24 protein-coding genes are annotated in these 25356 nt (G+C 66.6%); 14 read left to right on the forward strand and 10 right to left on the reverse strand.

Annotated elements, in window-relative coordinates; genetic code table 11:
• The first annotated feature begins 17 nt into the window (after positions 1-17).
• Positions 18-812, forward strand: coding sequence for an SGNH/GDSL hydrolase family protein (locus tag B9C43_RS47810; protein WP_084433959.1), 795 nt, complete (start codon positions 18-20; stop codon positions 810-812).
• Between the two features lie 8 nt (positions 813-820).
• Complete coding sequence (locus B9C43_RS47815) at positions 821-1279, forward strand: TetR/AcrR family transcriptional regulator (RefSeq protein ID WP_033382533.1); 459 nt, start codon at positions 821-823, stop codon at positions 1277-1279.
• Here B9C43_RS47815 and B9C43_RS47820 read toward each other — a convergent pair.
• Together B9C43_RS47820 and B9C43_RS47825 are read right to left on the reverse strand one after the other, a co-directional pair.
• The gene (locus B9C43_RS47820) at positions 1267-2025 is read right to left on the reverse strand and encodes an SDR family oxidoreductase (protein ID WP_143447110.1); all 759 of its coding nucleotides are present in this window, start codon (positions 2023-2025) and stop codon (positions 1267-1269) included. The two genes, B9C43_RS47815 and B9C43_RS47820, sit on opposite strands and share 13 nt — an antisense overlap.
• A complete protein-coding gene (locus B9C43_RS47825) occupies positions 2022-2777 on the reverse strand; it encodes an alpha/beta fold hydrolase (protein WP_200826034.1) in 756 nt (251 codons plus the stop codon). Before B9C43_RS47825 ends, B9C43_RS47820 begins: the two co-directional genes overlap by 4 nt.
• Before the next feature lie 72 nt (positions 2778-2849).
• Here B9C43_RS47825 and B9C43_RS47830 point away from each other — a divergent pair, with 72 nt between their 5' ends.
• A complete protein-coding gene (locus B9C43_RS47830; protein WP_084433960.1) occupies positions 2850-4145 on the forward strand; it encodes an aminotransferase-like domain-containing protein in 1296 nt (431 codons plus the stop codon).
• Between the two features lie 26 nt (positions 4146-4171).
• A complete protein-coding gene (locus B9C43_RS47835; protein WP_084433961.1) occupies positions 4172-5092 on the forward strand; it encodes a phosphotransferase in 921 nt (306 codons plus the stop codon).
• A gap of 272 nt (positions 5093-5364) precedes the next feature.
• Here B9C43_RS47835 and B9C43_RS47840 read toward each other — a convergent pair whose 3' ends face one another.
• Complete coding sequence (locus tag B9C43_RS47840; RefSeq protein WP_235039268.1) at positions 5365-5889, reverse strand: DUF4865 family protein; 525 nt, start codon at positions 5887-5889, stop codon at positions 5365-5367.
• 71 nt (positions 5890-5960) lie between these two features.
• Positions 5961-7139 carry an alginate lyase family protein gene (locus B9C43_RS47845; RefSeq protein WP_084433962.1) on the reverse strand — a complete coding sequence of 393 codons (1179 nt, stop codon included), beginning with the start codon at positions 7137-7139 and terminating at the stop codon, positions 5961-5963.
• Between the two features lie 149 nt (positions 7140-7288).
• Between B9C43_RS47845 and B9C43_RS47850 the strand changes: the two genes are divergently transcribed.
• Entirely contained in the window at positions 7289-8440 is a 1152-nt protein-coding gene (locus tag B9C43_RS47850) for a hypothetical protein (RefSeq protein WP_084433963.1), read from the forward strand.
• Between the two features lie 31 nt (positions 8441-8471).
• Positions 8472-9851: a polysaccharide deacetylase family protein gene (locus tag B9C43_RS47855; RefSeq protein WP_084433964.1), complete on the forward strand. Its 1380-nt coding sequence runs from the start codon at positions 8472-8474 to the stop codon at positions 9849-9851.
• Here B9C43_RS47855 and B9C43_RS47860 read toward each other — a convergent pair.
• Together B9C43_RS47860 and B9C43_RS47865 are read right to left on the reverse strand one after the other, a co-directional pair.
• A complete protein-coding gene (locus tag B9C43_RS47860; protein WP_084433965.1) occupies positions 9848-10240 on the reverse strand; it encodes a DUF2237 family protein in 393 nt (130 codons plus the stop codon). The genes B9C43_RS47855 and B9C43_RS47860 overlap by 4 nt on opposite strands.
• Positions 10241-10267: 27 nt before the next feature.
• On the reverse strand, positions 10268-11446 hold the full coding sequence (locus tag B9C43_RS47865) for an FAD-dependent monooxygenase (RefSeq protein WP_084433966.1): 1179 nt from the start codon (positions 11444-11446) through the stop codon (positions 10268-10270).
• Positions 11447-11552: 106 nt separating this feature from the next.
• On the opposite strand from B9C43_RS47865, the gene B9C43_RS47870 reads away from it, so the two are divergent.
• Both B9C43_RS47870 and B9C43_RS47875 read left to right on the forward strand, forming a co-directional pair.
• Positions 11553-12464 (forward strand): TetR/AcrR family transcriptional regulator C-terminal domain-containing protein, encoded by a 912-nt coding sequence (locus B9C43_RS47870; protein WP_200826035.1) that lies wholly within the window; start codon positions 11553-11555, stop codon positions 12462-12464.
• Between the two features lie 48 nt (positions 12465-12512).
• Entirely contained in the window at positions 12513-12980 is a 468-nt protein-coding gene (locus B9C43_RS47875) for a MarR family winged helix-turn-helix transcriptional regulator (RefSeq protein WP_033382541.1), read from the forward strand.
• Here the strand turns inward: B9C43_RS47875 and B9C43_RS47880 are convergent.
• Positions 12975-13892, reverse strand: a complete 918-nt coding sequence (locus tag B9C43_RS47880; RefSeq protein ID WP_160097246.1) for an ABC transporter substrate-binding protein — start codon at positions 13890-13892, stop codon at positions 12975-12977. The two genes, B9C43_RS47875 and B9C43_RS47880, sit on opposite strands and share 6 nt — an antisense overlap.
• A gap of 106 nt (positions 13893-13998) precedes the next feature.
• On the opposite strand from B9C43_RS47880, the gene B9C43_RS47885 reads away from it, so the two are divergent.
• The 4 genes from B9C43_RS47885 to B9C43_RS47900 are packed head-to-tail and all read left to right on the forward strand — an operon-like array spanning position 13999 to position 18677.
• Positions 13999-14952, forward strand: coding sequence for an NAD(P)-dependent oxidoreductase (locus tag B9C43_RS47885; RefSeq protein WP_084433969.1), 954 nt, complete (start codon positions 13999-14001; stop codon positions 14950-14952).
• The gene (locus B9C43_RS47890; RefSeq protein WP_084433970.1) at positions 14942-16186 is read left to right on the forward strand and encodes a M24 family metallopeptidase; all 1245 of its coding nucleotides are present in this window, start codon (positions 14942-14944) and stop codon (positions 16184-16186) included. Before B9C43_RS47885 ends, B9C43_RS47890 begins: the two co-directional genes overlap by 11 nt.
• 11 nt (positions 16187-16197) lie before the next feature.
• Positions 16198-17625 (forward strand): NAD-dependent succinate-semialdehyde dehydrogenase, encoded by a 1428-nt coding sequence (locus tag B9C43_RS47895; RefSeq protein ID WP_084433971.1) that lies wholly within the window; start codon positions 16198-16200, stop codon positions 17623-17625.
• A gap of 53 nt (positions 17626-17678) precedes the next feature.
• Complete coding sequence (locus tag B9C43_RS47900) at positions 17679-18677, forward strand: LacI family DNA-binding transcriptional regulator (protein WP_084434066.1); 999 nt, start codon at positions 17679-17681, stop codon at positions 18675-18677.
• Positions 18678-19140: 463 nt separating this feature from the next.
• Here B9C43_RS47900 and B9C43_RS47905 read toward each other — a convergent pair whose 3' ends face one another.
• From B9C43_RS47905 to B9C43_RS47915, 3 genes are read right to left on the reverse strand one after another with little or no spacing between them, the layout of a single operon-like run.
• A complete protein-coding gene (locus B9C43_RS47905) occupies positions 19141-21201 on the reverse strand; it encodes a xanthine dehydrogenase family protein molybdopterin-binding subunit (protein WP_143447112.1) in 2061 nt (686 codons plus the stop codon).
• Positions 21198-21686 (reverse strand): (2Fe-2S)-binding protein, encoded by a 489-nt coding sequence (locus tag B9C43_RS47910; RefSeq protein ID WP_200826036.1) that lies wholly within the window; start codon positions 21684-21686, stop codon positions 21198-21200. The genes B9C43_RS47905 and B9C43_RS47910 overlap by 4 nt, the downstream gene beginning before the upstream one ends.
• A gap of 33 nt (positions 21687-21719) precedes the next feature.
• On the reverse strand, positions 21720-22613 hold the full coding sequence (locus B9C43_RS47915) for a LysR family transcriptional regulator (RefSeq protein WP_084433972.1): 894 nt from the start codon (positions 22611-22613) through the stop codon (positions 21720-21722).
• Between the two features lie 81 nt (positions 22614-22694).
• On the opposite strand from B9C43_RS47915, the gene B9C43_RS47920 reads away from it, so the two are divergent.
• Complete coding sequence (locus B9C43_RS47920) at positions 22695-23903, forward strand: MFS transporter (protein WP_084433973.1); 1209 nt, start codon at positions 22695-22697, stop codon at positions 23901-23903.
• A 9-nt stretch (positions 23904-23912) separates the two neighbouring features.
• Positions 23913-25001: a prolyl aminopeptidase gene (gene pip / locus B9C43_RS47925; RefSeq protein ID WP_084433974.1), complete on the forward strand. Its 1089-nt coding sequence runs from the start codon at positions 23913-23915 to the stop codon at positions 24999-25001.
• Positions 25002-25356 lie beyond the last annotated feature (355 nt).

The following is a 25356-nucleotide window of genomic DNA, read 5'->3' on the forward strand; positions in this document are numbered from 1 at the left end:
AGGTTACTAGGACGTGAATGAGATACCAACGCTTTGTCGCTCTCGGCGACAGCTGCACCGAGGGCCTTGACGACCCGTACCCGGGCGGAGCCGTGTACCGCGGCTGGGCCGACCTCGTCGCGCAACGACTCGCTGCCGGCAATCCGGACTTCCGGTACGCCAACCTCGGCGTCCGCGGCCGTCGGCTCGACCAGATCATTGTGGAGCAGATCCCCGCGGCGGCTTCGCTGGAGCCCGACTTGGTCGCGCTCTTCGGTGGTGGTAACGACATCATGTCGAGCGGCTACTCCGACCGCGTTGTGGCTCGTCGGGTGGATCACGCGGTGCGGGCGCTGACGGAGCTGGCGCCGACGGTGGTCGTGTTCACGTTGAGCGACATCGCCAAGCGGATGCCTTTCGGCTGGCGGATGGGCCCGCGTATCGAGGCCCTCAACGACGCCATGCGGGAAGCCGCCGTCAGTTACGGCGCCATCCTTGTGGACCTCTGGGGTGATCAGGCTGCCCGGGATTCCCGCTACTTCGGGCCGGATCGGTTGCACCTCGCGGAGATCGGTCACCGCCGGCTGGCCGCGCATTTGCTGGGGCGCCTGGATCTCGCGTACGACTCGGCTTGGCTGGAGCCGTTGCCCGGGGTGCCTGCGCCTCCGAGCATGGTGTCCAACGTTCGCTGGGTCTTCGAGCAGGTGTGGCCCGTGGTCCGGGGCCGGGTCCGCAACCGGTTGATCGGCCGCCAGCCCGGCGATGGTGTCTTGCCCAAGCGCCCGCACCTGCTCCCGGTCACCGAGCTGCAGCCTGTGCCCGGCAACGCGTGAGCGCCGCTGTGACCGACAGCACCCGCAAGCGCCTGATCGGTTGCGCGCTCGAGGTGCTCGCTCACGAAGGCGTCGACGCGGTGACCTTGCGGCGAGTCGCGCGCGATGCGGGCATCTCACACGGCGCGCCGCTCAGGCATTTCCCGAACCGCACGGCATTGCTCACGGCCGTCGCGTCGGCTGGGTACGTCGAACTCGACCGGCGGTTGCGTGCCGTTCCGCCGGGGCAGCTGACCGCCGCGTGCGAGTCCTTTGTGGACTTCGCGCGGGGCGGTCCGGCGTTGTTCGAGTTGATGTTCCGGCCGGACATGGTGCCGCTCGGGACCGCCGTATTCGAGCAGTTCCGGCGGTTCGTGCCAGGTCCTGAGCTCAAGGCGGCCTCGTTGTGGGCGGCGTTGCGCGGGCTGGCGCTGCGGCCCGACGCATCCGCCGTCCTGGCGGTGACCTTGGACGCCTATGTGCGGTAGTACTGCAGGCCCGCAGGGCTCTGTGCCACCGGCATCAACTCGATCACGTTGATGTTCACGTGCGCGGGCTGGTTCGCCGCCCAGTGCACCGACTCGGCGATGTCGTCCGCGGTCAACGGCTCGACTCCGTCGTACACCGCGTCGGCCTTGGCCTGGTCGCCGGAGAACCGGACCGTGGAGAACTCCGTACCGCCGACCATGCCCGGCTCGATGCACGTCACGCGCACGCCGGTGCCGTGCAGGTCGCTGCGCAGGCCGAGGCTGAACTGGTGGACGAACGCCTTGGTGCCGCCGTAGACGTTCCCGCCGGCGTAGGGGTACGTGCCCGCGATCGATCCGATGTTGATCACGTGGCCACGGCCGCGCTCGACCATGCCGGGCAGCACCGCGCGCGTGCACGTGGCGAGGCCCTTGCAGTTGGTGTCGATCATGCGGTCCCACTCGTCCTGGTCCGCGCGGTACGCCGGTTCGATGCCCAGCGCCAGGCCCGCGTTGTTGACCAGGACGTCCACGTCCCGGAACGCGGAGGGCAGGTTCTCCACCGCCGCGTAGACCGCCGCGCGGTCGGTCACGTCCAGCTCAAGCGGCAGGACGCGGTCGCCGAGTTCGTCCGCGAGGTCCTTGAGCTTGTCGGCCCGCCGGGCCGAAGCGATGACGTGTGCGCCTTCCGTCGCGAACCGGCGGGTGATGGCCGCCCCGAACCCGGTGCTGGCCCCCGTCACGAACACGATCATGTCTTTGCTCATACCCATACCGTATTCAGAAGTCGTTCGAATGCCTCGTTGAACTCCGTGGGCCGCTCCAGATTCGGCATGTGCGCGGCATTTCGGATCACCACGAGTTCAGATCCTGGGATCAGGGTGTGCATGTGCTGCGCCACATCGACTGGCGTGTACTCGTCCAGTTCCCCCACGACCACGAGCGTGGGCACCGAGATGGTCCTGAGCAAATCGGTGTAATCCGGACGTTGCGCGCGGCCTCTCAACGCCGCCGCCGCACCTTCGGGCGGCGCGTTCTTCATCATGTGCATCACATGATCGGAGTCGTTGCCCCTGGCGACCATCTTCCATTGGACTTCCTCGGCGTACGGCCCCATGCCCTCTTGCTCGAGCCGGTCGGCCATGTCGTTGCGGGCTTTGACACCTTCGGGCGTTTCCGCGCCGGGAAAGGTGTCCGCGAGGAGCAAGCCGGTGACGCGCTGGGGGAACTGCCGGTAGAAGTCCATGACGATCTGGCCGCCCATGGACAGTCCACCTAGGACGAACCGGTCGACGCCGAGCCGGTCGAGCAGGTCGGCGACGTCCCTGGCGAACACGTCGAGCGTGGTCTTGCCCGGGATCACGGTGCTTTCCCCGTAACCACGAAGGTCGGGGACGATCAAGCGGTGGGTCTGGCTGAATCGCTCGACCTGCGGCCGCCACATCGTGCGGTCGAACGGGTGGCCGTGGATGAGCACGATCGGATTGCCGGAGCCGATGTCGTCGTAGGCGGTGAGCACGTATTTGACGCTAACCTCGATCCCATGCTCGGAGCAATAGAAACATTGCTCTCGGTGCAATATGGTGCAATCGTGGACGACTACAAACGCATTGCCGACAAGCTCGCGGCGGCCATCGCGGCGGGCACGCTGAAGCCGGGGGACCAGTTGCCTCCGCAGCGTCAGATGGCGCGCAGGTACCGCATCGCGAACTCGACCGTCGCACGCGTGTACACCGAGCTCCGGCGGCGCGGATTGGTCGTCGGCGAGACAGGCCGGGGGACGTTTGTGCGGGCGTCTCCGCCAGCGGATGCGCCTGCGCTCACCGAGCCACCTCTGGCCACAGTGGACATGGAGTTGAACTTCTCTGTGCTGCCAGGGCAAGCGGCCATGCAGGCCGCGAGTCTCACCGGACTGATACGCGGGGACGTCATGGCTTCGGCGCTTCTGCCCACGACGGCGACGGGGAGTCCTTCGCTACGCGCGGCGGCTGTGCGGATGATGTCGCGGGGTGGATGGTCGCCTTCCAGCGTTGTGTTCACGGGCAACGGCAGACAGGCGATCGCGGCGGCACTGGAGGTTCTGGTGCCCAATGGCGGACGTCTGGGTGTGGAGCCGCTTACGTACCCTGTGGTGAAAGGGATCGCGGTTCGGCGTGGGATCACTTTGGTGCCGTTGCCGATGGACTCGCACGGACTCGCGTTGCGGCCGTCGGACTTGGCTGGCGTGGACGCGGTCTACATGCAGCCGACTCTGCACAATCCGCTCGGTGTCACGATGCCCGTGGAACGCCGAGCCGAGTTGGGCGCGGTGCTGACGCAGGCAGGCATCTACGCCATCGAGGACAACATTTACGGGTTCCTGGCCGAGGATCTGCCGCCGCTAGAGCGGACTGTGGTGGTCGACAGTTTGTCAAAACGGCTAGCCCCTGGACTCACAGTCGGGTTCATCGCGCCTCCGGCGGAGTTGACCGACCGTGTTGTCGCAGCGGTGCGGAGTACCGGGCTTGCAGCGCAACACTTCGCGATGGAGGCCGCGGTCCGGTGGCTCACGGACGGCGTCGTCGAACGGATCTGTGCCGCCAAACGCGAGGATGCTCTCGCACGGCAGGAGGTCGCACGGGAGTACCTGACGGTGACAGGGGATCCGCGCGCCTACCATTGCTGGTGGGAGCTTCCTGAGCCTTGGCGCGCGGAAGCATTCGTCGCCGCAGCCGCCCGGCTCGGCATCGCTCTCGCTCCAGCCGCGGCATTCGCAGTGGCACCCGGGCATTCACGGAATGCTGTGCGGTTGTCGCTGTCGTCTCCGCCGCTGGAGACCTTGCGTACGGCGCTGCAGACCCTTGCGCGGCTCGCGGCGAGCGATCCTTACGAAGGACTGGACACCTGACCGGCCACACATGGCACAGTTTCATCATGGGCATGAACGACTTGCCGGAATGGTTGCCTGCTTGGTGCGTTGACCACCTGGGCAGCGAACCCGTCGACGTGTTGTTCCAGGCACAACAGATATCCACGGTGTTCGGACTCCGATTGGCCGATGGCACGGACGTCGTGGTCAAGGCGCGTGCCGACGAAGGCCGGGCTGTGTCGTGTGTCGCTGCGCAGGCACGGTTGGCAGAGCGCGGGTTGCCGTGCGCCCGGCCGCTCACACCGGTGGTCCGTGTCGATTCGCTGGCCGTGCACGCCGAGGAATACCGGCCCGGCGGCGAGGTGTTGCACGGCGACTCGCCGGATGTGGCCGTGCGTTACGCGGAAGTGTTCGCCGCGCTGACGGCCGGACTGTCCGACGTGACCGTCGCGCCACCACTGCCGAATCCGCGCTGGCTGCGCTGGGATCACACGGATCCTGGACTGTGGCCCGCGATCGACTTCCTCGACGAACGGGACCAGAGCGCCGTACCCGCGTATGTCGTTGACATAGCCTCGCGGATCCGCGCGCGGCTGCTGGCCGCTCGTTTGCCTTGCGTGCTGGGGCACGGGGATTATGAGGCACAGAACCTCCGATGGCACGGTTCGGAGGTATGGGTGGTGCACGACTGGGACAGCTTGGCGTGGCAACCGGAGGCCGCGCTGGTTGGCGCGGCGAGTGGGGCTTTCGCCAACGCCGGACCGCCCGCACTGGCGCCGATTTCGAGCTCCGAGGCGTTCATGGAGTCCTATCAGGACATTCGAGGCCGGTCGTTCACTGCCGTCGAGCAGGAGGTCGCGTGGGCTGCGAGCCTGTGGACGGTATCGCACAACGCCCGATGGGAAGTACTGCACGGGACTGCACCTTTGTCCTGTGACGCGCTGCAGGACCAGGCCGCCGAACGGCTCCGCCGAGCCAACGCATAGCGGCGGCGCGCGCCTAAGCAACGCGCGATGTGGTTCGGCGGATTTACTGAGTCGGAGTGGGGACGCTTTCGGGACCCTCGCCAGGCTCGCTCTGAGTCCCTGTGCGCGGCTGCGGACAGCCTCCGGCCCCCGGAATCCAGCCTATCGAAGGGGACCGACAGTTTTGGGCCTCAAGATCCGCTGTGGCCTTGGTTGTCCACAGCCGATCGCCTCCGCCGGACCAAACGCCCAGCACCAGCGGACACGGCACCCGAGGGCAGAACCTGTGATTGTCAGGGGCGGGACAGGTGCAGGACCTCGTAGCGATCCGGCGCCGTGTCCGCGTGCAAAGTGAAATGCACTAGTTCCCAGTGGTCCGGGTCGATCGCGATTGCCGTGGCATACACCGAGTCCGCTGAAGCGAGGTCCTTCACCTCTCGCACCGTCTCCGCGACGAACTCCGTCAGGTCGACCCCTTCAGGAATCGGCGTTGTCGTACGCGAAGCAGACCGTGCGACGTCAGCCGGGCCGAACTCGAGCGTCACGCCAGTCCAGTGGCGCACGACCGGCCTGCCGAAATCCCGGACTATGCCTTGAAAGCCCCCACCGCCCCACAGGAAACGGCCCATTCCGCCCACGTCGTTCCAGACGTAGAACGGCGCGTACGAGTTCACCGGCGATCCGTCGGCCACCGAGCGGATCAGGTATGCCTTGAACGCCAGCCCTTCGAAGTTGTCCATCATGTGGCCGCGGGTCGCCACTCTGTTGCGGATGATGCCCATGTCGTAGTCGGTGGGCAGCGTGATCGAGTACTGCATCGCGTACATGGTGATCCCCCAGTTCGCTGGTCTGCGAACGAACCTACCAGCGGGCTGGGGGATCCAGGGAGCTAGCTGGGGTTGTTGGCGTGGGTCAGGGTGTACCAGGCGACGAACAGGTTGTTCGAGCCGTGCGGACGGCCGGCTTCGGTCCACGCTTGGGTGTTGGGCATGGTGATGCCCTGGCGTGTCACGAAGTGGTTCATGCCGACCTCGGTCACCGGGCCGAGGCCGCGCTTGATCGCACCGCCGCACAGCCACGACGGCGGGCCTTCGCGCTCGTACCGGGTGTGGAAGCCCAGTGCGGTGCGCAGCCGGTCACCGATCTCCGGGTACAGGTCCTGGCCCTGGATCCGGGTTGTCTCGGCGAACGCGGCGATCGACGCGATGCCGTAGCCGGTGTGGGTGAAGTCGCGGCAGGTCTCCTGGCTCAGGCCTTCGACGAACGTCGATTGGTTGTGCCAGTAGGAAATGATCTCCGCCCTTGTGTCGATTCCGCTGCCCGGCGGGGTCTTGGGCAACGCGCCGTCGCTGGGCAGGTAGATGAAGGCGGGCACCCGGGTGCGGAAGATCCCGACTGCCTTGTCGTAGACGGCACGGTCCTCAAGGAACACCGCGATTCCGAGCGACGCCTCCATCATGGTCAGTTCCCAGTTGCCGTTCGTGTTCGCCCGTCCGTTCACGATCTCCGGCAGGTACACGTTGCGCAGCATCGTGCCGAACCGCCCGGAGTTCGGCCAGCTCGAGTACGTGTGCTTGATGATCTCCGCGGCCTTCGTCCACGACGCCGCCGACCATGCGGTCTGCAGGGGTGCGTTGGAGTTCGTGTGGTCGCGGATGATGTTCGACCACGCGTCCATGATCTGGATGGACTTGGTGGCGTACTGGGAGTTCTGGGTGATGTACCACATCAATGCCAGGGTGTACGCGGCGATCGCGTCCTGGCGTTCGTCGGTGCAGCCCAGGTTCGGGTTGGAATAGGGGCCGCACTCCACAACCGCACGCGGCCTTGGTGTGCGGGACAGGGATCCGTACTGACTGCCAGCCATCTGGTTGTAGGCGTTGCGCCATGGCTGGGCGTTGGCATTGACACGGCCGCGGACGAAGTCCAGCTGGGCACGGCTGACCATCACACCGGGATGGGTGAAGACCGCAGGGGCCGCGCTTGCCGGAACCGCGGGTACAGCGAAGGCGATAAGCAGGGTCAGAACGCCGGAAAGCAGCCCTAAGCGGCGACCGGATGCAGGCATCGTTCTCCTTTGAACGTTCCGGTGGCGGCGGTGGGGTCACGCCCAGTGTGTGTGGTCTGGACCACGACCGTCAATAGAACCGGGCATTTCGATCAAACGCTCAGCGATCTCCCAGTGTGCGTCCAGGATCATCTGGTGTTGTCGACCCCGTGACCCGAATAGCCCGCCCTGGCCAGGCTTTCTTCGTCGCCGCCGCGATCGTGCCGCTCACCCTCGCCGTCCGGCTGGTGCTGGTGGACTTCCAATCGATGGACTACCGGGCCTTCGTGGCGCAGTGGTACGACTTCATCAAGGCCAACGGCGGGTTTTCCGCTCTGCGATACGAATTCGCCAACTACAACGTTCCGTATCTGTATCTGCTCGCGATCCTGACCTATTTGCCGGTGCCGACTCTGATCGGCGTGAAAGTCATCTCGATCCTGTTCGACCTGCTGCTGGCGTTCTACACGTACAAACTCGTGGCGCTGAAGTATCCGCGTGGCTGGGTGCCTTTCCTGGCGGCGGTCACGGTCAGTTTGCTACCCACCGTCGTCACCAACGGCGCCATGTGGGGCCAGTGCGATTCGATCTATGCCGCGTTCGGGGTGGGCGCCGTGTATTACGCGGTGCGCTCGCGGCCCTGGCTGGCGTGCGTTTTCTTCGGGCTCGCGTTGGCTTTCAAGCTGCAGATAGTGTTCCTGTTCCCGCTGCTGCTGATCCTTGTGTTGCTGCGCAAGGTGCCTTGGCCTGGCCTGCTTGTCGTGCCTGGCGTGGTGTTGCTGCTCGACGGACCCGCGTTGCTTGTCGGCGCGAACCCGGCGCAGTTGCTGTCGGTGTACGTCGATCAAGCAGGGGAGTACACGCGGCTGACGTTGAACGCGCCGAACGTCTACCAGTTCCTCACCGTCACCAACTCCGCGGACATGATCAGGAACGCGGGTGTGCTGTTCACCGGCACGCTGGTGCTGATCGTGATCCTCGGTGTCGTGGCGAGCCGGATGGCGTTGACCATTCCCCGGGTTGTCCTGCTCGCGACAGTGTTCGCGATCCTGGTGCCGTTCTTCCTGCCCGCGATGCACGAACGCTACTTCTACCTCGCCGACGCGCTTTCGGTGATCGTCGCGTTCTACTTCCCGCGCAGGCTTTGGCCGGTCCCGTTGCTCGTCCAGTTCGCGTCGTTCTTCTCGTACACGCCTTTCCTGTTCGGCCGGGCGGGAGTGGACCTCAAGTGGCTGGCGTTGGCGATGCTCGCCGCGCTCGTGCTGGTCGGGCGGGAACTGGTGCTTCAGACCAGGCGGCCCTTGACGCCGACGGGAGACTGATTAGGAAACCTTCCGAACTAGTGGGGGTGACATGATCAGGTCCTTGATCGGCACCGCCATTCTCGTTCTGGCGGTCGCAGTCCCAGCGAATGCCGCACAACCACTGACGGTCTCCGTGAACCATGCACCGTCGCACTTCATGCCTGGCATGGTGGCCGCGTACGCCACCATCACGGTCACCAACCCCGGCAGATCCCCAGCCACAGGCGCGGTTACGGTCAGCGACGCGCTTCCCGCCGGACTGACCGCGACCGCGGTCGCCGGTGAAGGGTGGACCTGCACCGGAACCACATGCCAGCGAAGTGACGCTCTGCCAGCACGTTCGTCCTATCCGCCGATCCGCGTGGTCGTGAACGTCGCGGCGGACGTGCCGGACCGGCTCGTCAACACCGTGACGGTCAACGGTGCTTCGCGCACGGACGTGATCCCGGCGCGGGACGCCTGCCCGAACGGATGGGCACCGGAGCAAACGATTTCATACGGTCGGCGCGATTCCGGAGTCCGAAATCCGCAGCGCGGCGACGGATGCACGATGCAGGACGTAGTGTGGAACGCCGAACCGTTCCACGGCAAAGCGGACTTCCTGAGCACAGTGGACAAGGCGGCCACCGAGTTCCGGCTCAAGCCCTGGCAACGCCTGGCCGTCCTCGCCACGGCGGCACGTTCGGACGTCGGCACGAAGCCGCAGGCCGACAACTCGTGTGACCGGCGGATCGCGTTCACCTTCGACGACGGAACCTCGATCTACCGGCCGGAACTGTTGCGTGTGCTGAGGGACAAGCAGGTGCTCGGCGTGTTCTTCGACAACGGTGTGCGCGTCGAAGCCAACCCGCAGTGGGCCAGATTCCAAGCACGTGAAGGACATGTCGAACTCAACCACACGTACTCGCATGTCCACATGGACCAGCTCACGCCCGAGCAGAACCGCGAAGAGGTGCTGCGCAACGAAAAGGTGCTGGCCGACGCGGGCGCACCGCTCGATTTCAAAGGCATCCGGCCACCGTTCGGCGGATCGAACCCGGCCGTGCAGAAGCTGTTGATCGAGCTGGAGTACACGTACTTCCTCAACCGCGTCAACACTTCCGACTGGCTGCCGGAGATGAGCGCGCAGGCCATCAGCGACGACATCGTCCGTCAGCTGAGGCCTGGAGTGATCATCGGGATGCACGACGGCCCGATCGACACCCCGTCCGGTGCGGCGACGGTGCAAGCCGTCGGGATGATAATCGACAAAGCGCGCGAACTCGGATACTGCTTTGGTGTGGTCGATGCGTCCGGTCAGGTGATCGCCGACCGTTATGTCTCGTCTGGTGAACCGATTCCGGCCGTCCAATCACCGGTGCCGTACCGGATCCCGCTCGCGTTCGGCACCGAGGAGCAGATCCCGCACCCGTGGCGGCCTATTCGCTAGAGCAGCGAACTGGGGTCGGCGGGAACGTCGACCGCGTTCTCCTGCAAGGCCTCCAGCGGAACAACGTCCAGTGCACGGGCGTGCGTCGCGGCGAGCACCACCGGCGCCGCGACGCCGGCCTCATAGGACTGCAGCCACCGCGAAGCACACACGCACCACCGGTCTCCCGGCTTGAGGCCGGGGAAGCCCAGGTGCGGCCGGGCGGCGGCCAAGTCGTTGCCGATTTCCCGCTGGTGCTGCAGGAATTCGCCGGTCATCACCGCGCATACGGTGTGGTTGCCCGCATCCTGCGGGCCGGTGTTGCAGCAGCCGTCTCGGTAGAAACCGGTCACCGGATCAGTGCCGCATTCCTCGAGGGCGCCGCCGAGTACGTTCCGGTCGTCGCTCATACCTCACAGGGTCGCACAACCGACCGATCATGCGGGAGAGACAGATCGTGTGTATGGCTTCAGGGTGATGGCGTTGGCGGACTTCTCGATGCCGCCCATCATCCTCTTGCGACCCGGCAGATGCGGCAGCAACCGCATGAACTGGTTGCGCAGCCAGATACCTCGCCTGGTGCGGGGCAGGAAACCGTTCGTGCCGCCGGGTGGGCGCTTGCGGTGCGTGGCCACGTAGTCGCGCATCTCGCACTGGTACTGGGCAAAGGCTTGTTCATATCCGTTTTCGGACAGTTCACCCGCGAGAACATAGGCACCGACCAGGGCCATGCTGGTGCCCATCCCGACCGAACCGCCGAACGCCGAGTCGCCGAGCAACACCACCCGGCCGTTGGACCACTGCTCGATCCTTACTTCAGCGGCACGGTCGAAGTACAGGTCGTCGGTCTGCCGCAGTTGCTCGACGAGGCCGGGGACCTCCCAGCCGACGCCGTCGAACACCTTGGCCAGCACGGCTTTCGGATCGCTCCGGGCGTCCGGCACCTCCGGGCAGGCGAACGCGAAGCCGGCCCGGACTTCGCCGCTGTCGCCCACCGGATAGATGAGCACTGCGCGCCGAGGCACGCTGTACATCAGCTCCCATCCGTTGAAGTCGTAGTCCATCTTCGCGGCGAAGTAGGACATGTAGTAGCCCATGTCGCGGATCTCCGCGTCGAATACCAGGTCGCGCACACCGGAACGGATACCGTCCGCGCCGACGACGATGTCGAAGGTCCGCGTGCCTGCCTCGTCGAACGTGACGTCGATGCCGTTGTCGTGTTCGGCAAGCGCGGTGACGGTGTCGCCGAAGATGTACTCGACGCCGGACGGCAAGGCGTCGTGCAGGATCTGCACCAGGTCACCGCGCAGGATCTCGATTTCGGCCACGATCCCGCCGGAGTCGCCGAAGTCGTCACCGCCCATCCTGGCCACGGGCTCGCCCGCCTCGTTGAGGATCGCGATGCCGTGCGTTCCGGTGTGGCGCGCGCGGATCGCGTCCATCAAGCCCATTCGCGAGACCGCTTCTCGTGCGGTGCCGCGGATGTCGATCGCGTGCCCGCCAGTCCGTAAGGACGGGGACCGTTCCACCACTGTCGGGCGGAAGCCGTATTCGGTCAGCCAGTAAGCCAGGGAGAGCCCGGCGATACCGGCCCCTGAGATCAGTACAGTGCGCATGAATACACCGTACAGACGCTACGCGTACGCTGTATAGTGAACTAGTGCGCTATGCGGTGTTAAGCTGGTTGAGTCGGATAGAGCACTAGTGCGCTGGGGGTATGTGGTGGCTGAAGCGCCCTATCAGAAGATCGCGGCGGAGATCAAGGCGCGCATCGCGCGCGGGGAGCTCAAGCCTGGTGAGCGGGTCCCGTCCACGCGGCAGATCACACAGCAATGGGGTGTCGCGATGGCCACCGCGACCAAGGTGATCGCAGCCCTGAAGGACGACGGCGTCGTGGACACGAAACCGGGCGCGGGCACGGTCGTCCGGTCGGCGCCGCAGGCGGCGCGCAAATCCCCGAAGGAGCCGGACCTCGGCCGGGAAAGGGTGGTACGAGCGGCCATCGCGATCGCCGACGCGGAAGGCCTTGGCATGGTGTCGATGCGCCGGGTCGCCACCGACCTCGGGGTGGCGACGATGTCGTTGTACCGGCACGTGCACAGCAAGGAGGACCTAGTGGTGGACATGGCCGACGCTGTGTTCGCCGAGCAGCCGTTCCCTGAGCAGATGCCGCCGGACTGGCGGGAGTGTGTCGAGATCGCAGCGCGTCTGTTGTGGACAGTCTGCCGCCGTCACCCATGGGCGGCCGCGGCGATGTCGATGACGCGCCCTCGCGTGTCACCGAATCTGATCATGTATACCGAATGGACAATGACCGTGCTGCGCCGGTTGGGTCTGCCCGTGGCCGACATGTGGTACACGCACCTGAGTATTTTCGGCCATGTTCGTGGACTCGCGTTGACGTTGCAGGACGAAATGCAGGCACGGCAGGACACTGGGGTGACACATGAGGAATGGATGGCGACCGAGGAGGCCGCCCTTGAGCGGCTGCTGGAGACCGGCAGGTATCCGACGATGGTGCAGCTCAGCAAGGCCGGCGACTTCGATTATGACTTGGACAAAGTATTCGAGTACGGCCTGCGGTTATTGCTCGACGGGGTCGAGCACATGCTGCGGGCCCGAGAACTACACTGACCGGTTACTGGCCGGTATCCAGATCGGCACAGCGCGAAGGCGGAGCACATGACGACCCGGGCACAGCGGAACAAGACGAACCCCGATCTCGGGGTGCTGGCCGGGCGGTTGCTGTTCGCGGTACAGAACGAACTGTTCAGTGCGCTCGCCGCCAAGGGGTTCGACGATCTGCAGCCGCGGCACGGCGCGGTGATGGCGTACATGGATCCCGAAGGCGTCCGCGCGACCGACCTCGCCCGGCTCTCCGGTCAGCACAAGCAGGTGATCGGCACGCTCGTGGACGAACTGGAGCGACTCGGTTACGTCCAGCGGCACCCCGATCCGGCCGACCGGCGCGCGAAGCTCGTCTGCCCGACCGACCGTGGCCTCGAGCAGATGAAGGCCGCCGACAAGATCATGAACGCACTGCAGGACCGGCACGCCCGCAGGCTCGGCCGGGACGCGTTCGCTCAGTTCAAGGCCGCGTTCATGGACGTGACCGAGCATCAGCGCCGGGCGGTCGCGAAGAAGTCATGACGTGGGCAGCAATCCGTCGTCGACGATCCCGGAGTCCAGTACGGCCTCCACGGTGAGCGTTGACGCGCCGGGGAAGTAGCGGTTGCGCAGCCCGACCACGGTCTGCAGCGCATCCGGCGACATCCGCCCGTCGGCAACCAGGCCGTCCACCGGGTCCACCAAGGTCTTGAGGTAGCGCTGAGCGGTCGTGCGGTCCAAGCCGAGGCGGTGCTGCGTGGCGTCCAGGGCCAGCTCCATGTGCTTGCCTGCGACCAGCTCGGCGGACGTGTGCAGCAGCGTCTCGATCAGCAGCGCAAGCACTTCGCCTTCGCGCTGGATCGTGTCGCCACGTGCTGCGAGCACAGTCCCGACGTACGGTCCGATGCTCGTCACACTGCTCAGCCGGGTGGCGCCCTCGCCTTCGGCCCGCAGGTCGTTGCCCGCGTTGAGGACCGTCATGCGGCATTGCCCCGCCAGCAACGCCTCGGCGCGCCGCGGCGTCGACCCCATCGCTTGGATGGAGTAGCCGTCGTCCTTGTGCAGCCCAAGCTGGTCGAGCAGCTCGTAGGCGATGAACGCGAACCCAGTTGTCGGCGCGTCGACGCTCAGCACGCCGCCGCGCAGTTGCTCCGGGGTCGTGCATCCGGGCTGGCCGAAGAGCGACAGTCCCAGCCCGCCGTCCACCGCAGCGAGTATGCGCACGTCTGCGGTTCGGCTCAGCGGGTTGTCCGGCAGACAGCGGTACGCCACCACGTTGTCGGGATTGGTCAGCACGGCGTCCAGCTCGCCGTCCAACAGTGCGGCAAACTGGGCCGGCGACGATGTGGCGGGGATCTCCTGCACGGCGAGTCCGGCGTGCTCCAGCGCGCCAGTCCGGGCGGCGACCTCGACCAGCACCGACGGGCTGAAGGTTCCCAAACTCACTGTGCGCACGACAGCAATCGTTCGCACATCACTGCCCGGAGTCAAGCCCTTGACGACGGCAGAATCGAGAGGCATCGTGAATGCGAACGATTGCAATCACGGGAGCGAGGTAACGATGGCGGCCATTTCAGCGGACCGTCCCCGGATCGGCTGGATCGGCTGTGGCCGGATGGGTGCGGCCCTGGCCAAACGCTTGCTGCTGGCCGGCTACGACGTGACGGTCTACAACCGGACGCGGGCCAAGGCGGAAGCACTCGCCGAGCACGGCGCGTCCATCGCCGACCGGCCGATCGACCTCGCCGACCGGGATGTCGTGTTCACCATGGTGGCCGCCTCGGCCGACCTGGAGGACGTGACCGCCGGCAAGGACGGCGTGCTGACCAACCCGGACATGGCGCCCAAGGTGCTGATCGACTCGTCCACCGTCTCCGAGGAAGCCTCAGCGAGCGTGCGTGTCGTGGCGCTCAAGCGCGGCACCGAGTTCCTCGCGGCGCCGGTCAGCGGCAACCCCAAGGTGGTCGACGCGGGCCGCGTGACCTTGGCGGTGTCCGGCCCGCGCCCGGTGTTCGACCAGGTCGAGCCGGTGCTCACGGCCCTGGGCCGCGCGGTGACGTACGTCGGTGAGGACGAGGTCGCCCGGCTGGTCAAGATCTGCCACAACGTGTTCCTCGGCGTGGTGATCCAGTCGATGGCCGAGATCACCGTGCTGGCCGAGAAAGGCGGCGTGAGCCGCGCGGCGTTCCTCGAGTTCCTCAACCAGTCGGTGATGGGCTCGGCGTTCAGCCAGTACAAGACGCCCGCGCTGGTGAACCTCGACTTCACCCCGACGTTCACCATGCCGTTGCTGCGCAAGGACTTCGACCTCGGCCTGCAGGCCGCACGGGCACTCGAGGCGCCGATGCCGGTCGCGTCGGCCGCCGCGCAGATCGTGTCCGCGGCCATCGGCGCCGGGCATCGCGACGAGGACTTCGCTGTCCTGATCCAGGAACAAGCGCGCCGGGCCGGGTGGGTGCTGGAGCCGGAGGAGGCCGACGTGACCGACGGTCTGGAGACGAAAGATGGCCGATAACCGGCCCATCCCGGCTCCCGGGCACGGCGCCGTCGACTACGAGCAGCGCGTCGACTTCGACAGGTTGCGCGCGTACCGCATCGAAAGGGCCAAGGCCGCGCTCGAATCCAGTGAGTGCGGGGCGTTCCTGCTGTTCGACTTCTACAACATCCGCTACACCACACAGACGTGGATCGGCGGCGCGCTCGGCGACAAGATGACCCGCTACGCGCTGCTCACCCGCGACCGCGAGCCGATCCTGTGGGACTTCGGCTCGGCCGCGCGCCACCACAAGCTGTACTCGCCGTGGCTGGAGCCGGACAACTGCCGCGCCGGAATGCTCGGGCTGCGCGGCGCGATCGCCCCCAGCGCCGGGCTGATGGCCTCGGCCATCACCGAGATCAAGGACATCCTCACCCAGGCAGGCGTCGCGGACGCGCCAGTGGGCGTGGACATCGTCGAACCGCCGTTCCTGTTCGAGATGCAGCGCCAAGGCTTGACCGTCCTCGACGCGCAGCAGCTGATGCTGGACGCGCGGCAGATCAAGTCGGTCGACGAGATCACGCTGCTGTCGCAGGCCGCCGCCATGGTCGACGGCGTGTACCAGGACATCGTCGAGGCGCTGAAGCCCGGCGTGCGCGAGAACGAGATCGTCGCACTGGCCAACAAACGGCTCTACGAAATGGGTTCCGACCAGGTCGAGGCGATCAACGCGGTGTCGGGGGAGCGGTGCAACCCGCACCCGCACAACTTCTCCGACCGGTTGATCCGGCCAGGGGATCAGGCGTTCTTCGACATCATCCAGTCGTACAACGGCTATCGGACGTGCTACTACCGGACCTTCAGCGTCGGCAGCGCGACCGATTCGCAGCGCGACGCCTACCGCAGGGCCCGTGAGTGGATGGACGTGGCCATCCAGCTGGTCAAGCCCGGTGTCGGGACCGACGAGATCGCGTTGTCGTGGCCGGCGGCGACCGACTTCGGGTTCGCCGACGAGATGGCCGCGTTCGGCCTGCAGTTCGGCCACGGCCTCGGGCTCGGCCTGCACGAGCGGCCGATCATCTCCCGGCTCAACAGCCTTGAGCATCCCGTCGAGATCCAGGCGGGCATGGTCTTCGCGCTGGAGACCTACTGCCCGGCGTCCGACGGGTTCTCCGCCGCCCGGATCGAGGAAGAGGTCGTGGTGACCGACCGCGGCGCCGAGGTGCTGACGAAGTTCCCGGCCCAGGACCTGTTCGTGGCCAACCCGTACTGAAGGTGTCTGTGATGAAGACCGAGTTGCTGATCGGCGGGAAGTGGCTGCCCGCCTCCGATGGCGCACGGATCCCGGTGCTCGACCCGGCGACCGGCCAGGAGATCGCGTCCGTCGCGAGCGGAACCGTCGAGGACGGCCTGTCCGCGGTCGACGCGGCGGCGTCCGCGCTGCCTTCGTGGGCAGCGACCGCGCCGCGCGCGCGTGCCGACCTGTTGATGGCGGTGTTCAACCTGATGCAGGAACGCGCGGACTGGTTGGCACGGCTGATCGTGCTGGAAAACGGCAAAGCCTTGCCGGACGCGCTGGGCGAAGTGAAGTACGCGGCCGAGTTCTTCCGCTGGTATGCCGAGGAAGCGGTGCGCGTTGCGGGCACTGTGCAGACCGCGCCGGGCGGGCAGAACCAGATTATGGTGCTGCGTCAGCCCATCGGCGTGAGTGTGCTGGTGACCCCGTGGAACTTCCCTGCCGCGATGGCGACCCGGAAGATCGGGCCCGCACTGGCCGCGGGATGTTCGGTGATCCTCAAACCTGCCAGCGAGACGCCGCTGACAGCGTTGGCAATCGGTGCCCTGCTTGAGGAAGCCGGTGCGCCACCGGGGTTGGTCAACATCGTGCCGTCACGCCGATCCGGGCCGGTCGTCTCGGCGATGCTGGCGGACCCCCGGGTGCGCAAGCTGTCCTTCACCGGCTCGACCGAAGTGGGACGACGGCTGCTCGCGGTCGCGGCCGAGAGCGTGCTGTCCTGTTCGATGGAACTCGGCGGAAACGCGCCGTTCCTGGTGTTCGACGACGCCGACCTGGACGCGGCCATCGAAGGCGCGATGATCGCCAAGATGCGCAACGGCGGACAGGCGTGCACCGCGGCCAACCGCTTCTATGTGCAGGAAGGCATCGCGCCCGCGTTCGCCACGCGGCTGGCGTCAGCCATGGGCGGCTTGACGATGGGACCGGGCGCGTCTGAAGGCGTTCAGCTCGGGCCGCTCGTCAACGCCGAAGCAGTGGACAAAGTGGACTCCCTGGTGTCCGAGACGGTCTCGTTGGGCGCTCGGGCCTTGGTGGGCGGCTCTCGCCCGGACGGGCCTGGGTTCTACTACCCGGCGACCGTGCTCGCCGACGTGCCGTCGTCGGCGCCCGTGCTGGCCGAGGAGATCTTCGGGCCGGTCGCGCCGATCGTGACGTTCGCGGGCGAGGAAGAAGCGGTCAGGCTGGCCAACGCCACCGAACACGGCCTGGTGTCCTATGTGTACACGGACGATCTCGCCCGTGGGCTGCGGGTGTCCGAAGCGCTGGAGTCCGGCATGGTCGGGCTCAACCGTGGCCTGGTGTCCGAGCCCGCTGCGCCATTCGGGGGCGTGAAGCAAAGCGGAATCGGCCGGGAGGGTGGCCACGAGGGCCTGTTGGAGTACACGGAGTCGAAGTACATAGCCGTCAATTGGTGATTCTTTGAGTGATCGCAATAGGTGACGGGGTCGTTACCGCTAGGGTGGCCGCCGTGGAAAAGCCACCGACGATCAAGGATGTCGCCAACCTGGCCAAGGTGCACGCGGCAACAGCCAGTCGCGCCTTGAACCCCCAGACCAGGGGCAAGGTCAGCACGCGGACCGCCAACCGGGTGATGGACGCGGCGAAAACCCTGGGCTACGCGCCCAACTCAGCCGCGCGGATGCTGCGCACGAAGACGTCGTCGGTGGCCGGGGTGATCATCCCCGACCTCCGCAACCCGGTCTTTCCTCCGATCGTCCGAGGAATTGAGGACGGTCTGCGCGAAGCGGGCTACATGGCCCTGATGGGCAATACGGACGGCGACGACGAACGCGAACGTGAGCTCCTGCTGGCAATGCGCGGCAGGCAGACCGACGGCTTCATCCTCGCCACCGGCCGCCGCAACGACCCCTCACCCGCCGACCAAGTACCCACCGTGCTGGTCAACCGCCGCACGGACGCAGGCGACATCCCCTCGGTGACCAACGACAACAACGCAGGCGTCTACTCCGCCGTGCAGTTGCTCGCTTCCCTTGGCCACACCCGCATCGGCCACGTCGCCGGCCCACAGGAGTTGTCCACAGGCTGGGAGCGCTACCGGGCGTTCGTCGATGCCATGGCAGCACACGGTTTGGAGGTCGACCCGGGCCGGGTGACGTTCTCCACGGCGTTCACCGAGGAAGCCGGATACCGCGCGGCGGTGGACCTCCAGCGCGACGTCACAGCGATCATCGCGGGCAACGACCTGATCGCCTTGGGGTGTTACTCCGCTTTGGACGAACGCGGTCTGTCGTGCCCGGATGACGTGTCCGTGGTCGGCTTCAACGACATGCCGTTCGCGGACAAGCAACGGCCAGGGTTGACGACCGTCCGGATCCCGCACTACGACATGGGCCTGGAGGCCGCGAGGCTGTTGCTGGAACGCATCGCCAACCCGACGACTCCGCCCAAGCGCGTGATCTTGCCGGTGGAGTTGATTCGCCGGGGTTCAGTTGCGCCGTTGCGTTAGTTCGGGGTGGCGGGTTTTGGGTGCTGGGCGGGTGGGGTCGGCGTGAGGCGCGTGATTTGCCGGTGGAGTTGATTCGTCGGGGTTCGGTCGCGCCACTTCGGTGACGGGACGGCCTCCGGCCCCCGACGCCAGCCTAGCGGCGAGGGCCGACACTTCCCCGGCCATCAAGAGCATGACACCCGAGTTGTCCACACCCGGCACTTGTCCACAACCCAAGCCCCGCCGAACTTCCGCCCCCGAGTTCCCTGTCATAGCCTTGAATCAGGGGTCCCCCTTGTGGGCGGGGAGGGGAATGGGCGTGACTGGGAGCGGTGCCAGGGGCCGCGCACCTTGGGAACACTGTTGTCCTCACTGGACTAATTCGGCATGGCGGCGTCCTCGGCGCTGGCTGAGAGCGGGCTCGGCGCAAGGCGCATGAGCTTGCCAGGGAAGTGATTCGCCGGAGTTCCGTCGCGCCACTGCGTTAGTCCGGCATGGCGGCGACGATGTTCTCGGCGCTGAGTGGGAGGTTGCGGACGCGGACGCCGAGTGCGTCGTGCAAAGCGTTGCCGATGGCGGCGGCGGTGGGGCCCTGCGCGGCCTCGCCCGCGCCGCAACTGGGCAAGTCGGGGCGGTTGAGCAGAACCACGTCCACCGCGGGCACTTCGGAGAACCGCAGGATCGGATAACTCTCCCAGTCCGAACTCGTGACGTGCGTCCGGTCGAAACGCACCTGTTCCTTCAATGTCCAGCTCGTGCTCTGGATCGCGCCGCCTTCGATCTGGTTGCGCAGGCCGTCGGGGTTGACGATCAGGCCGGCGTCCACGGCGAGCGTCAAGCGTGTCACCTTGAGTTCGTTCTCGGCGCGGACCTCGGCGACAACCGCGCAATACGCGCCGTGGTTGCTGTACCGGGCGAAGCCGAAACCGTAGCCGGAATCGGGCTTCGGCGAACGGTCCCACCAGCCTGCCTGGTCGGCCGCGGCCAGGATCACCGCACGAGCGCGATCGTCCGCCAGGTACCGCAGCCGGAACTCCACCGGATCCACCTCACCGGCCAGCTCGTCCATAAAGGACTCGATGGCGAAGACGTTCAGGTACGCCCCGAGCGAGCGCATAGCCGATGTGCGTAGCGGCATGTGGAGCAAGCGGTTCTTGATGATTTCCCGCTGCGGGAACGTGTACAGCGGGATCGCGTTGCGCTGCGCTCCGCCGCCGCGGGCCGTCGGTGGGTCGTTGGACGCGACCAAGGGCTTCCCGCCAGCCATATACGCCGCCGAAAGGAGCCCGGGAGCCACAGGAGACGTGCCTGGGCGGGACGCGTGACCGTTGCCGAAAGTCTCGTGGCGCCAACCGGTGATCACGCCGTCCTCGACGCGGGCGGACATCTGGACGGCCATCGCGGGGCCGAAGGGTGCCCATGACAGCTCGTCGGCGCGCGACCAGACGACCTGGACAGGGTGCCCCGGAACCGCGCGCGCCAGCAACACCGCGTCGAACGCTGCGTCGTCGGCACCGTTGTGGCCGTAGCATCCGGCGCCTTCCACGTGGTGCACGGTGATCTGGTCCAGGCTCAGCGGCAACGCCAGTGTGATGGCTTTGCGGAGGTTGTACGCGCCTTGCGTGTGGCTCCAGACTTCGAGGAGCGTGTCGTTCCATTGCGCGATACAGCACGCGGGTCCGATGGACGCGTGCGCCAGATACGGACGGGTGTATCGGGCGGACACGGTGGTGACGAACTCAGGGGACTGTGCGTCGACGGTCTGTGTCTCGAAGTCCTGCGACGACAGCAAATCGTCAACTGAGGGCAGTGACGCGCTCTCGTCCCAGACGGCGTGTTTGCGCAGCAGTTCGGCCCCGGAGATGGCGGTTTCCTCATGCGTCGCGACCACGCCTAGGAAACTGCCGTCACGGACAACCTCAACGACGCCCGCGAGTTCCTTTGCCGCTGACGTGTCGAGTGAGCGCAGGGTCGCGCCGGGAGAGGGCGGACGCACGACGCGTCCGTACAGCATGCCCGGCAGGGACATGTCGTGGATGAATCGAGGGCGGCCGTAGACCTTGTCCGGCAGGTCAAGCCGTGGCGCGCTCGATCCCACGATGCTGTGCTGCGCAACAAGTTTTGGCGTAGGTTCACCGGTCGCGTCGATGTCCAGGCTGACGGACTCGGCGAGGTCCCAATAGCTCGTTGTGCCGGCGCCGGAGCTGATCACGCCGTCGTGCACTGTGGCGTCCGGGCCGAGTCCGGATGCGGCCACGAACAGCGCCCGGACCTCGGCGGCCGCCTGCCGCAGTGCGACTCCTGACTCTTCCAGGGAACGGCTGCCCGCGGTGAGCGTGTCCTCGGGAGTGACGGGCGCGGTCATCGGGACCATCGTGATCCGCGCGAGCTCCACGTCCAGTTCCTCGGCCACGATCTGGCTGAGCGCGGTGAGAATTCCTTGGCCCAGTTCGACTTTCCCGGATCGCACGGACACCGTGCCGGACGCGTTCACGGTGATCCACGCGGAAAGCCGTGGCGCAGCGGCGAGCGCGGGCGGGATCACGACGACGCCTCGCTGGCTCGGAGCACCGCACGGACCATTCGGTTGTGTGCTCCGCAACGGCACAGGTTGTTGTCCAGCGCGGTGCGTACTTCGTGCTCGTCAGGGGATGGGTTGTGCTCCAGCAACGCGGTCGCGCTCATCACGATCCCGGATACGCAGTACCCGCATTGCGCTGCCTGCTCTTCGACGAACATCCGTTGCACCGGGTTGTCCGCCAGGCCTTCGACAGTGCGGATCTCCTTGCCCGCGACTGACCACAGTGGAGTGTCACACGAGTACACCGCGCGGCCGTCGATGATCACGTTGCACGCGCCGCACAGACCGAGGCCGCACCCGAACCGGGTGCCCTTCAGGTCGAGGTGGTTGCGCAGGACGTAGAGCAACGGCGTGTCCCGGTCGCAGGTCACCTCGACTTCGGTCCCGTTCACCGTCAGCTGGAACGTCTCTGCCATGCCCATTCCCGTCTTCAGTGCTAACGATTGCACGTTACCTAGCGTCATGGGATCGGTCAACAACGGCTACTTGTCTGCAAACGATATCAGCCGGTCGATCAGGTCGAGCAACGTCCGCAAGGCCCTGCTTGGCGGCTTGCCTGCCAGCGTCACGATCGTCATCGGCCATGTCATCCCGTCCGCCAGCCGCACGCGCACGGCGCCCGGTCCGACGTCGAACCCCAGGTCCGGGACGACCGCCACACCGAGCCCGGCCTGGACGTACGCCGGGACGGCGCTCAGGTCGGCGACCTCGGCCCCGACTCGCCGCGGCGTTCCCAGCGCGACGTAGGCGCGGTCGATCACGACCCGGTTGCCGAACCCCGCCGACGTGTCCACGAAAGAGTCCTGTGCCAGGTCGCGCAGTGAGACCGTCTCGCGATCCGCCAGCGGGTGACTCGACGGCAGCAACACCACGTACGGCCAGCTCGCCAGCGGCCGCGGGTGCAAGCCGACCAGGTCGGACTCGGGCAGGCCGAGCAGCGCGAGGTCCAACCTGCCCGAGCGGACGTCGTCGGCCATCCCGCTCGAGCCGGTCGTCGAGACCGTGACGTGGATGTCGACGAGCGGATAGCGCTGATGGAACGCGCCGAGCACGCCGGGAAGGTCGATCACCGAGAGGTTGGTCATCGTGCCGATCCGGATGCTGCCGCGCAGCCCGGCCGACGCCTCCTGAGCCGTGGCGATCGCCCGGTCGACAGCCTCGAGCGCGGTCTTCGCCTCCGGCAAGAACGCGCTGCCAGCCTCGGACAACGTGACCCGCCTGGTCGACCGGTCGAACAACGTCGTCCCGAGCTCGGCCTCCAGTGCCTTGATGGCCGCGGACACCGTCGACTGGACCGCGTAGAGCCGTTTCGCGGCCCGCGTGAAGCTCAACTCCTCGGCCACGGCGACGAAGACTTCGAGCTGCCGGGTCTCCATGACCTAATTATCGATGATGACGATGGATCTGACCAAGATCTTTCGTTGGACTTGATGAGTCGGCGCGCGCACGGTGGAAGCATGACTTTGACCGCCGTCCGTCCATCCGCTCGCACGTGGCGCGTCAGCCACGGCAGCGGGTACTGGGTGATCGCCGCCGCGTTCACGCTCGCGCTGGCTTACTCGACCGTGCCGACCCCGCTGTACGGCATCTACCAGCAGCGTGACGGCTTCCCAACCTGGGTGATCACGGTCATCTTCGCAGCGTACGCGGTTGGCGTGGTGACCAGCCTGTACCTGGTCGCCCACCTCAGCGACTGGTTCGGCCGCCGCCGGATGATCCTGGGCGCGACGCTCGTGGAGGCCTTGTCCGCGTTCATCTTCGTGGCCTGGCCGGACGTTCCAGGCCTGATCATCGCCCGGCTGATCGGTGGCGCGGGAGTCGGCGTGATCGTCGCCGCGGCCACCGCGCACCTGTCGGAACTGCGGCTCGTCGCACGTCCGGGCACAGCCGACTCCACCTTGGTGTCCACTGTGGTCAACACGGGCGGGCTGGCGATCGGCCCGGTGGTCAGCGGAGTCCTGCTGCAGTTCGTCGACTCACCGCTGACCACGCCGTACCTGATCTTCCTCGGCCTGTTGCTGCTGAGCGCGCTGTCGATCAGCCTGGTGCCCGAAACCGTTGAGCGCAAAGAAGAACGCCCGGCATACCGGCCGCAGCGGGTGACGCTGCCACGCGACTCGCTGACCAAGTTCTTCGGTGCCACAACCGGAGCGTTCGCGTCGTTCGCGATGATGGCGCTGTTCACGGCGCTCGCGCCGACACTGCTGACGCTGGTGTTCCACCAGCCGTCGAAACTGCTCGGCGGGCTGGCCACGTTCGCGCTGCTGGGTTCCGCGGCGGCAGCGCAGGTGGTGTTCATCCGGATGGAAACCCGGCTCCAGCTCAAGCGCGGCTTCGTGTTGATGGCCATCGGCCTGATCCTCGTGCCGACAGCTGTGCTGACCGACGCGATCTGGTTGTTCTTCGTGGGAGCCGTGATCGGAGGGACAGGCGTCGGGATGACGTTCCGCTCATCGGTCGCGTCGGGGGCCGCGTTGGCCGAACCTTCGGTCCGAGGTGAGGTGCTCGCCGCACTGTTCCTTGGGGCATACGCGGGACTGGTGCTTCCCGTGCTGGCCATCGGAATCGCGCTGGTCTGGCTGCCAAGCCAGGCCGCGGTGGTGCTGTTCTCCGTGCTGGAACTGGGGTTGCTCGCGTGGGCCGCCCGCCGCACGCTCAGCCGATAAGTTGGGTGGATGGCGGAGAGATACCCGGAGATCGAACCGTACGAGCACGGAATGCTGGATGTCGGCGACGGCAACCAGATCTACTGGGAACAGTGTGGAAATCCGTCCGGAAAGCCCGCCGTGGTCCTGCACGGCGGGCCCGGGTCGGGGTGCACGCCGGGGATGCGGCGGTTCTTCGACCCGACGGCCTACCGGATCGTGTTGTTCGACCAGAGGAACTGCGGCCGGAGCACGCCGCACGCCAGTGACCCGGCGACGGATCTGTCGGCGAACACGACCGACCGTCAAGTGGCCGACATCGAACTGCTGCGTACCAAACTGGGCATCGACCGCTGGTTGGTCTTCGGTGCGTCGTGGGGATCGATGCTGGGGTTGGTGTACGCCCTGCGGCACCCGTCACGAGTGTCCGAAATGGTCCTGCTCGGCGTGGCCACCGGCCGCGTCGCCGAAGTCGACCTGTTGATCAACGGTCTCGGCAGGGTGTTCCCCGAGGCGTACGCGAAGTTCCGTGCCGGGGTCAAGGCGGACGGCAACAACGTGGCGGCGGAGTACCTGAAGCTGCTGTCCCACCCGGAATTCGAGGTACGGGACAAAGCGGCGAGGAACTGGTGCGACTGGGAGGACGCGATCATCCCGACATCAGCGCCGAGCCTGAGATACGAGAGCCCGGAGTTCCGGATCTGCTTCGCCAGGCAGGTCACGCACTACTGGAGCCACGACTCGTTCGTCGAGGACGGCTACGTGCTGGACAACGCCTCGAAACTCGCCGGCATCCCAGGCGTTCTGGTCCAGGGCGCACTGGACATGACCAACCTGCTGGGCGGGCCTTGGCAGTTGCAGCAAGCTTGGCCGGGCAGCGAGCTGGTGATCACGGATGCGGGCCATGACGCTCATTCACCCGGCATGGTCGAGGCCTTGATCGCCGCCACCGACCGCTTCCGACAACCCACCCGCGGGCCCGGCCCTCCCGCAACTCACCCACGGGCCCATCCCTCCCGCAACCCACCCACAAGGCCCACCCCTCGCGTAACCCCCACGAGCGCCGCCCCTCCCGCAACTCACCCACGAGGCCGCGCCCTCCTGCAACCCCACCCATGAGGTCCGCCCCTCCCGACAAAACCCGCCATCCAGGGGAGCCCTTGATTCAACGCTATCGCAGGGGTACGACAGTTTTGGGTCGGCGCTGACCGTTCATGCTGGCCAGACCCGCATGAACACCGCCACCGACGCCTCCGGTAACCGAGCCCCGCCCTCCCCACAAACCCCATCCGGGGAGCCCCAAAGGCGGACCGGCGGACATCGCCGACGTCGTCGCGTTCGTGGCCTCTTCGGACGCTCGCCAGGGCCGTGGCCAGGACCTCGACGCGACCGGTGGCTCACGTCTCTGATACCCGCGCGTGTATACCGTGTGGCGAGTGCCCCTAGAGTGAACCCGACACAAAGGGCAGGAGCA

It is taken from the genome of Kibdelosporangium aridum (assembly GCF_900176515.1).
Classification (GTDB): domain Bacteria; phylum Actinomycetota; class Actinomycetes; order Mycobacteriales; family Pseudonocardiaceae; genus Kibdelosporangium; species Kibdelosporangium aridum.

Bases quoted from the DNA above. Each gene is read 5' to 3' on its own strand.
- B9C43_RS47855 (WP_084433964.1), top strand. From the start codon at position 8,472: ATGATCAGGTCCTTGATCGGCACCGCCATTCTCGTTCTGGCGGTCGCA.
- B9C43_RS47810 (WP_084433959.1), top strand. From the start codon at position 18: ATGAGATACCAACGCTTTGTCGCTCTCGGCGACAGCTGCACCGAGGGC.
- B9C43_RS47895 (WP_084433971.1), top strand. From the start codon at position 16,198: ATGAAGACCGAGTTGCTGATCGGCGGGAAGTGGCTGCCCGCCTCCGAT.
- B9C43_RS47840 (WP_235039268.1), bottom strand. From the start codon at position 5,889: ATGCAGTACTCGATCACGCTGCCCACCGACTACGACATGGGCATCATC.
- B9C43_RS47865 (WP_084433966.1), bottom strand. From the start codon at position 11,446: ATGCGCACTGTACTGATCTCAGGGGCCGGTATCGCCGGGCTCTCCCTG.
- B9C43_RS47845 (WP_084433962.1), bottom strand. From the start codon at position 7,139: ATGCCTGCATCCGGTCGCCGCTTAGGGCTGCTTTCCGGCGTTCTGACC.
- B9C43_RS47820 (WP_143447110.1), bottom strand. From the start codon at position 2,025: ATGAGCAAAGACATGATCGTGTTCGTGACGGGGGCCAGCACCGGGTTC.
- B9C43_RS47890 (WP_084433970.1), top strand. From the start codon at position 14,942: ATGGCCGATAACCGGCCCATCCCGGCTCCCGGGCACGGCGCCGTCGAC.
- B9C43_RS47860 (WP_084433965.1), bottom strand. From the start codon at position 10,240: ATGAGCGACGACCGGAACGTACTCGGCGGCGCCCTCGAGGAATGCGGC.
- B9C43_RS47885 (WP_084433969.1), top strand. From the start codon at position 13,999: ATGGCGGCCATTTCAGCGGACCGTCCCCGGATCGGCTGGATCGGCTGT.
- B9C43_RS47835 (WP_084433961.1), top strand. From the start codon at position 4,172: ATGGGCATGAACGACTTGCCGGAATGGTTGCCTGCTTGGTGCGTTGAC.
- pip (WP_084433974.1), top strand. From the start codon at position 23,913: ATGGCGGAGAGATACCCGGAGATCGAACCGTACGAGCACGGAATGCTG.
- B9C43_RS47920 (WP_084433973.1), top strand. From the start codon at position 22,695: ATGACTTTGACCGCCGTCCGTCCATCCGCTCGCACGTGGCGCGTCAGC.
- B9C43_RS47915 (WP_084433972.1), bottom strand. From the start codon at position 22,613: ATGGAGACCCGGCAGCTCGAAGTCTTCGTCGCCGTGGCCGAGGAGTTG.
- B9C43_RS47875 (WP_033382541.1), top strand. From the start codon at position 12,513: ATGACGACCCGGGCACAGCGGAACAAGACGAACCCCGATCTCGGGGTG.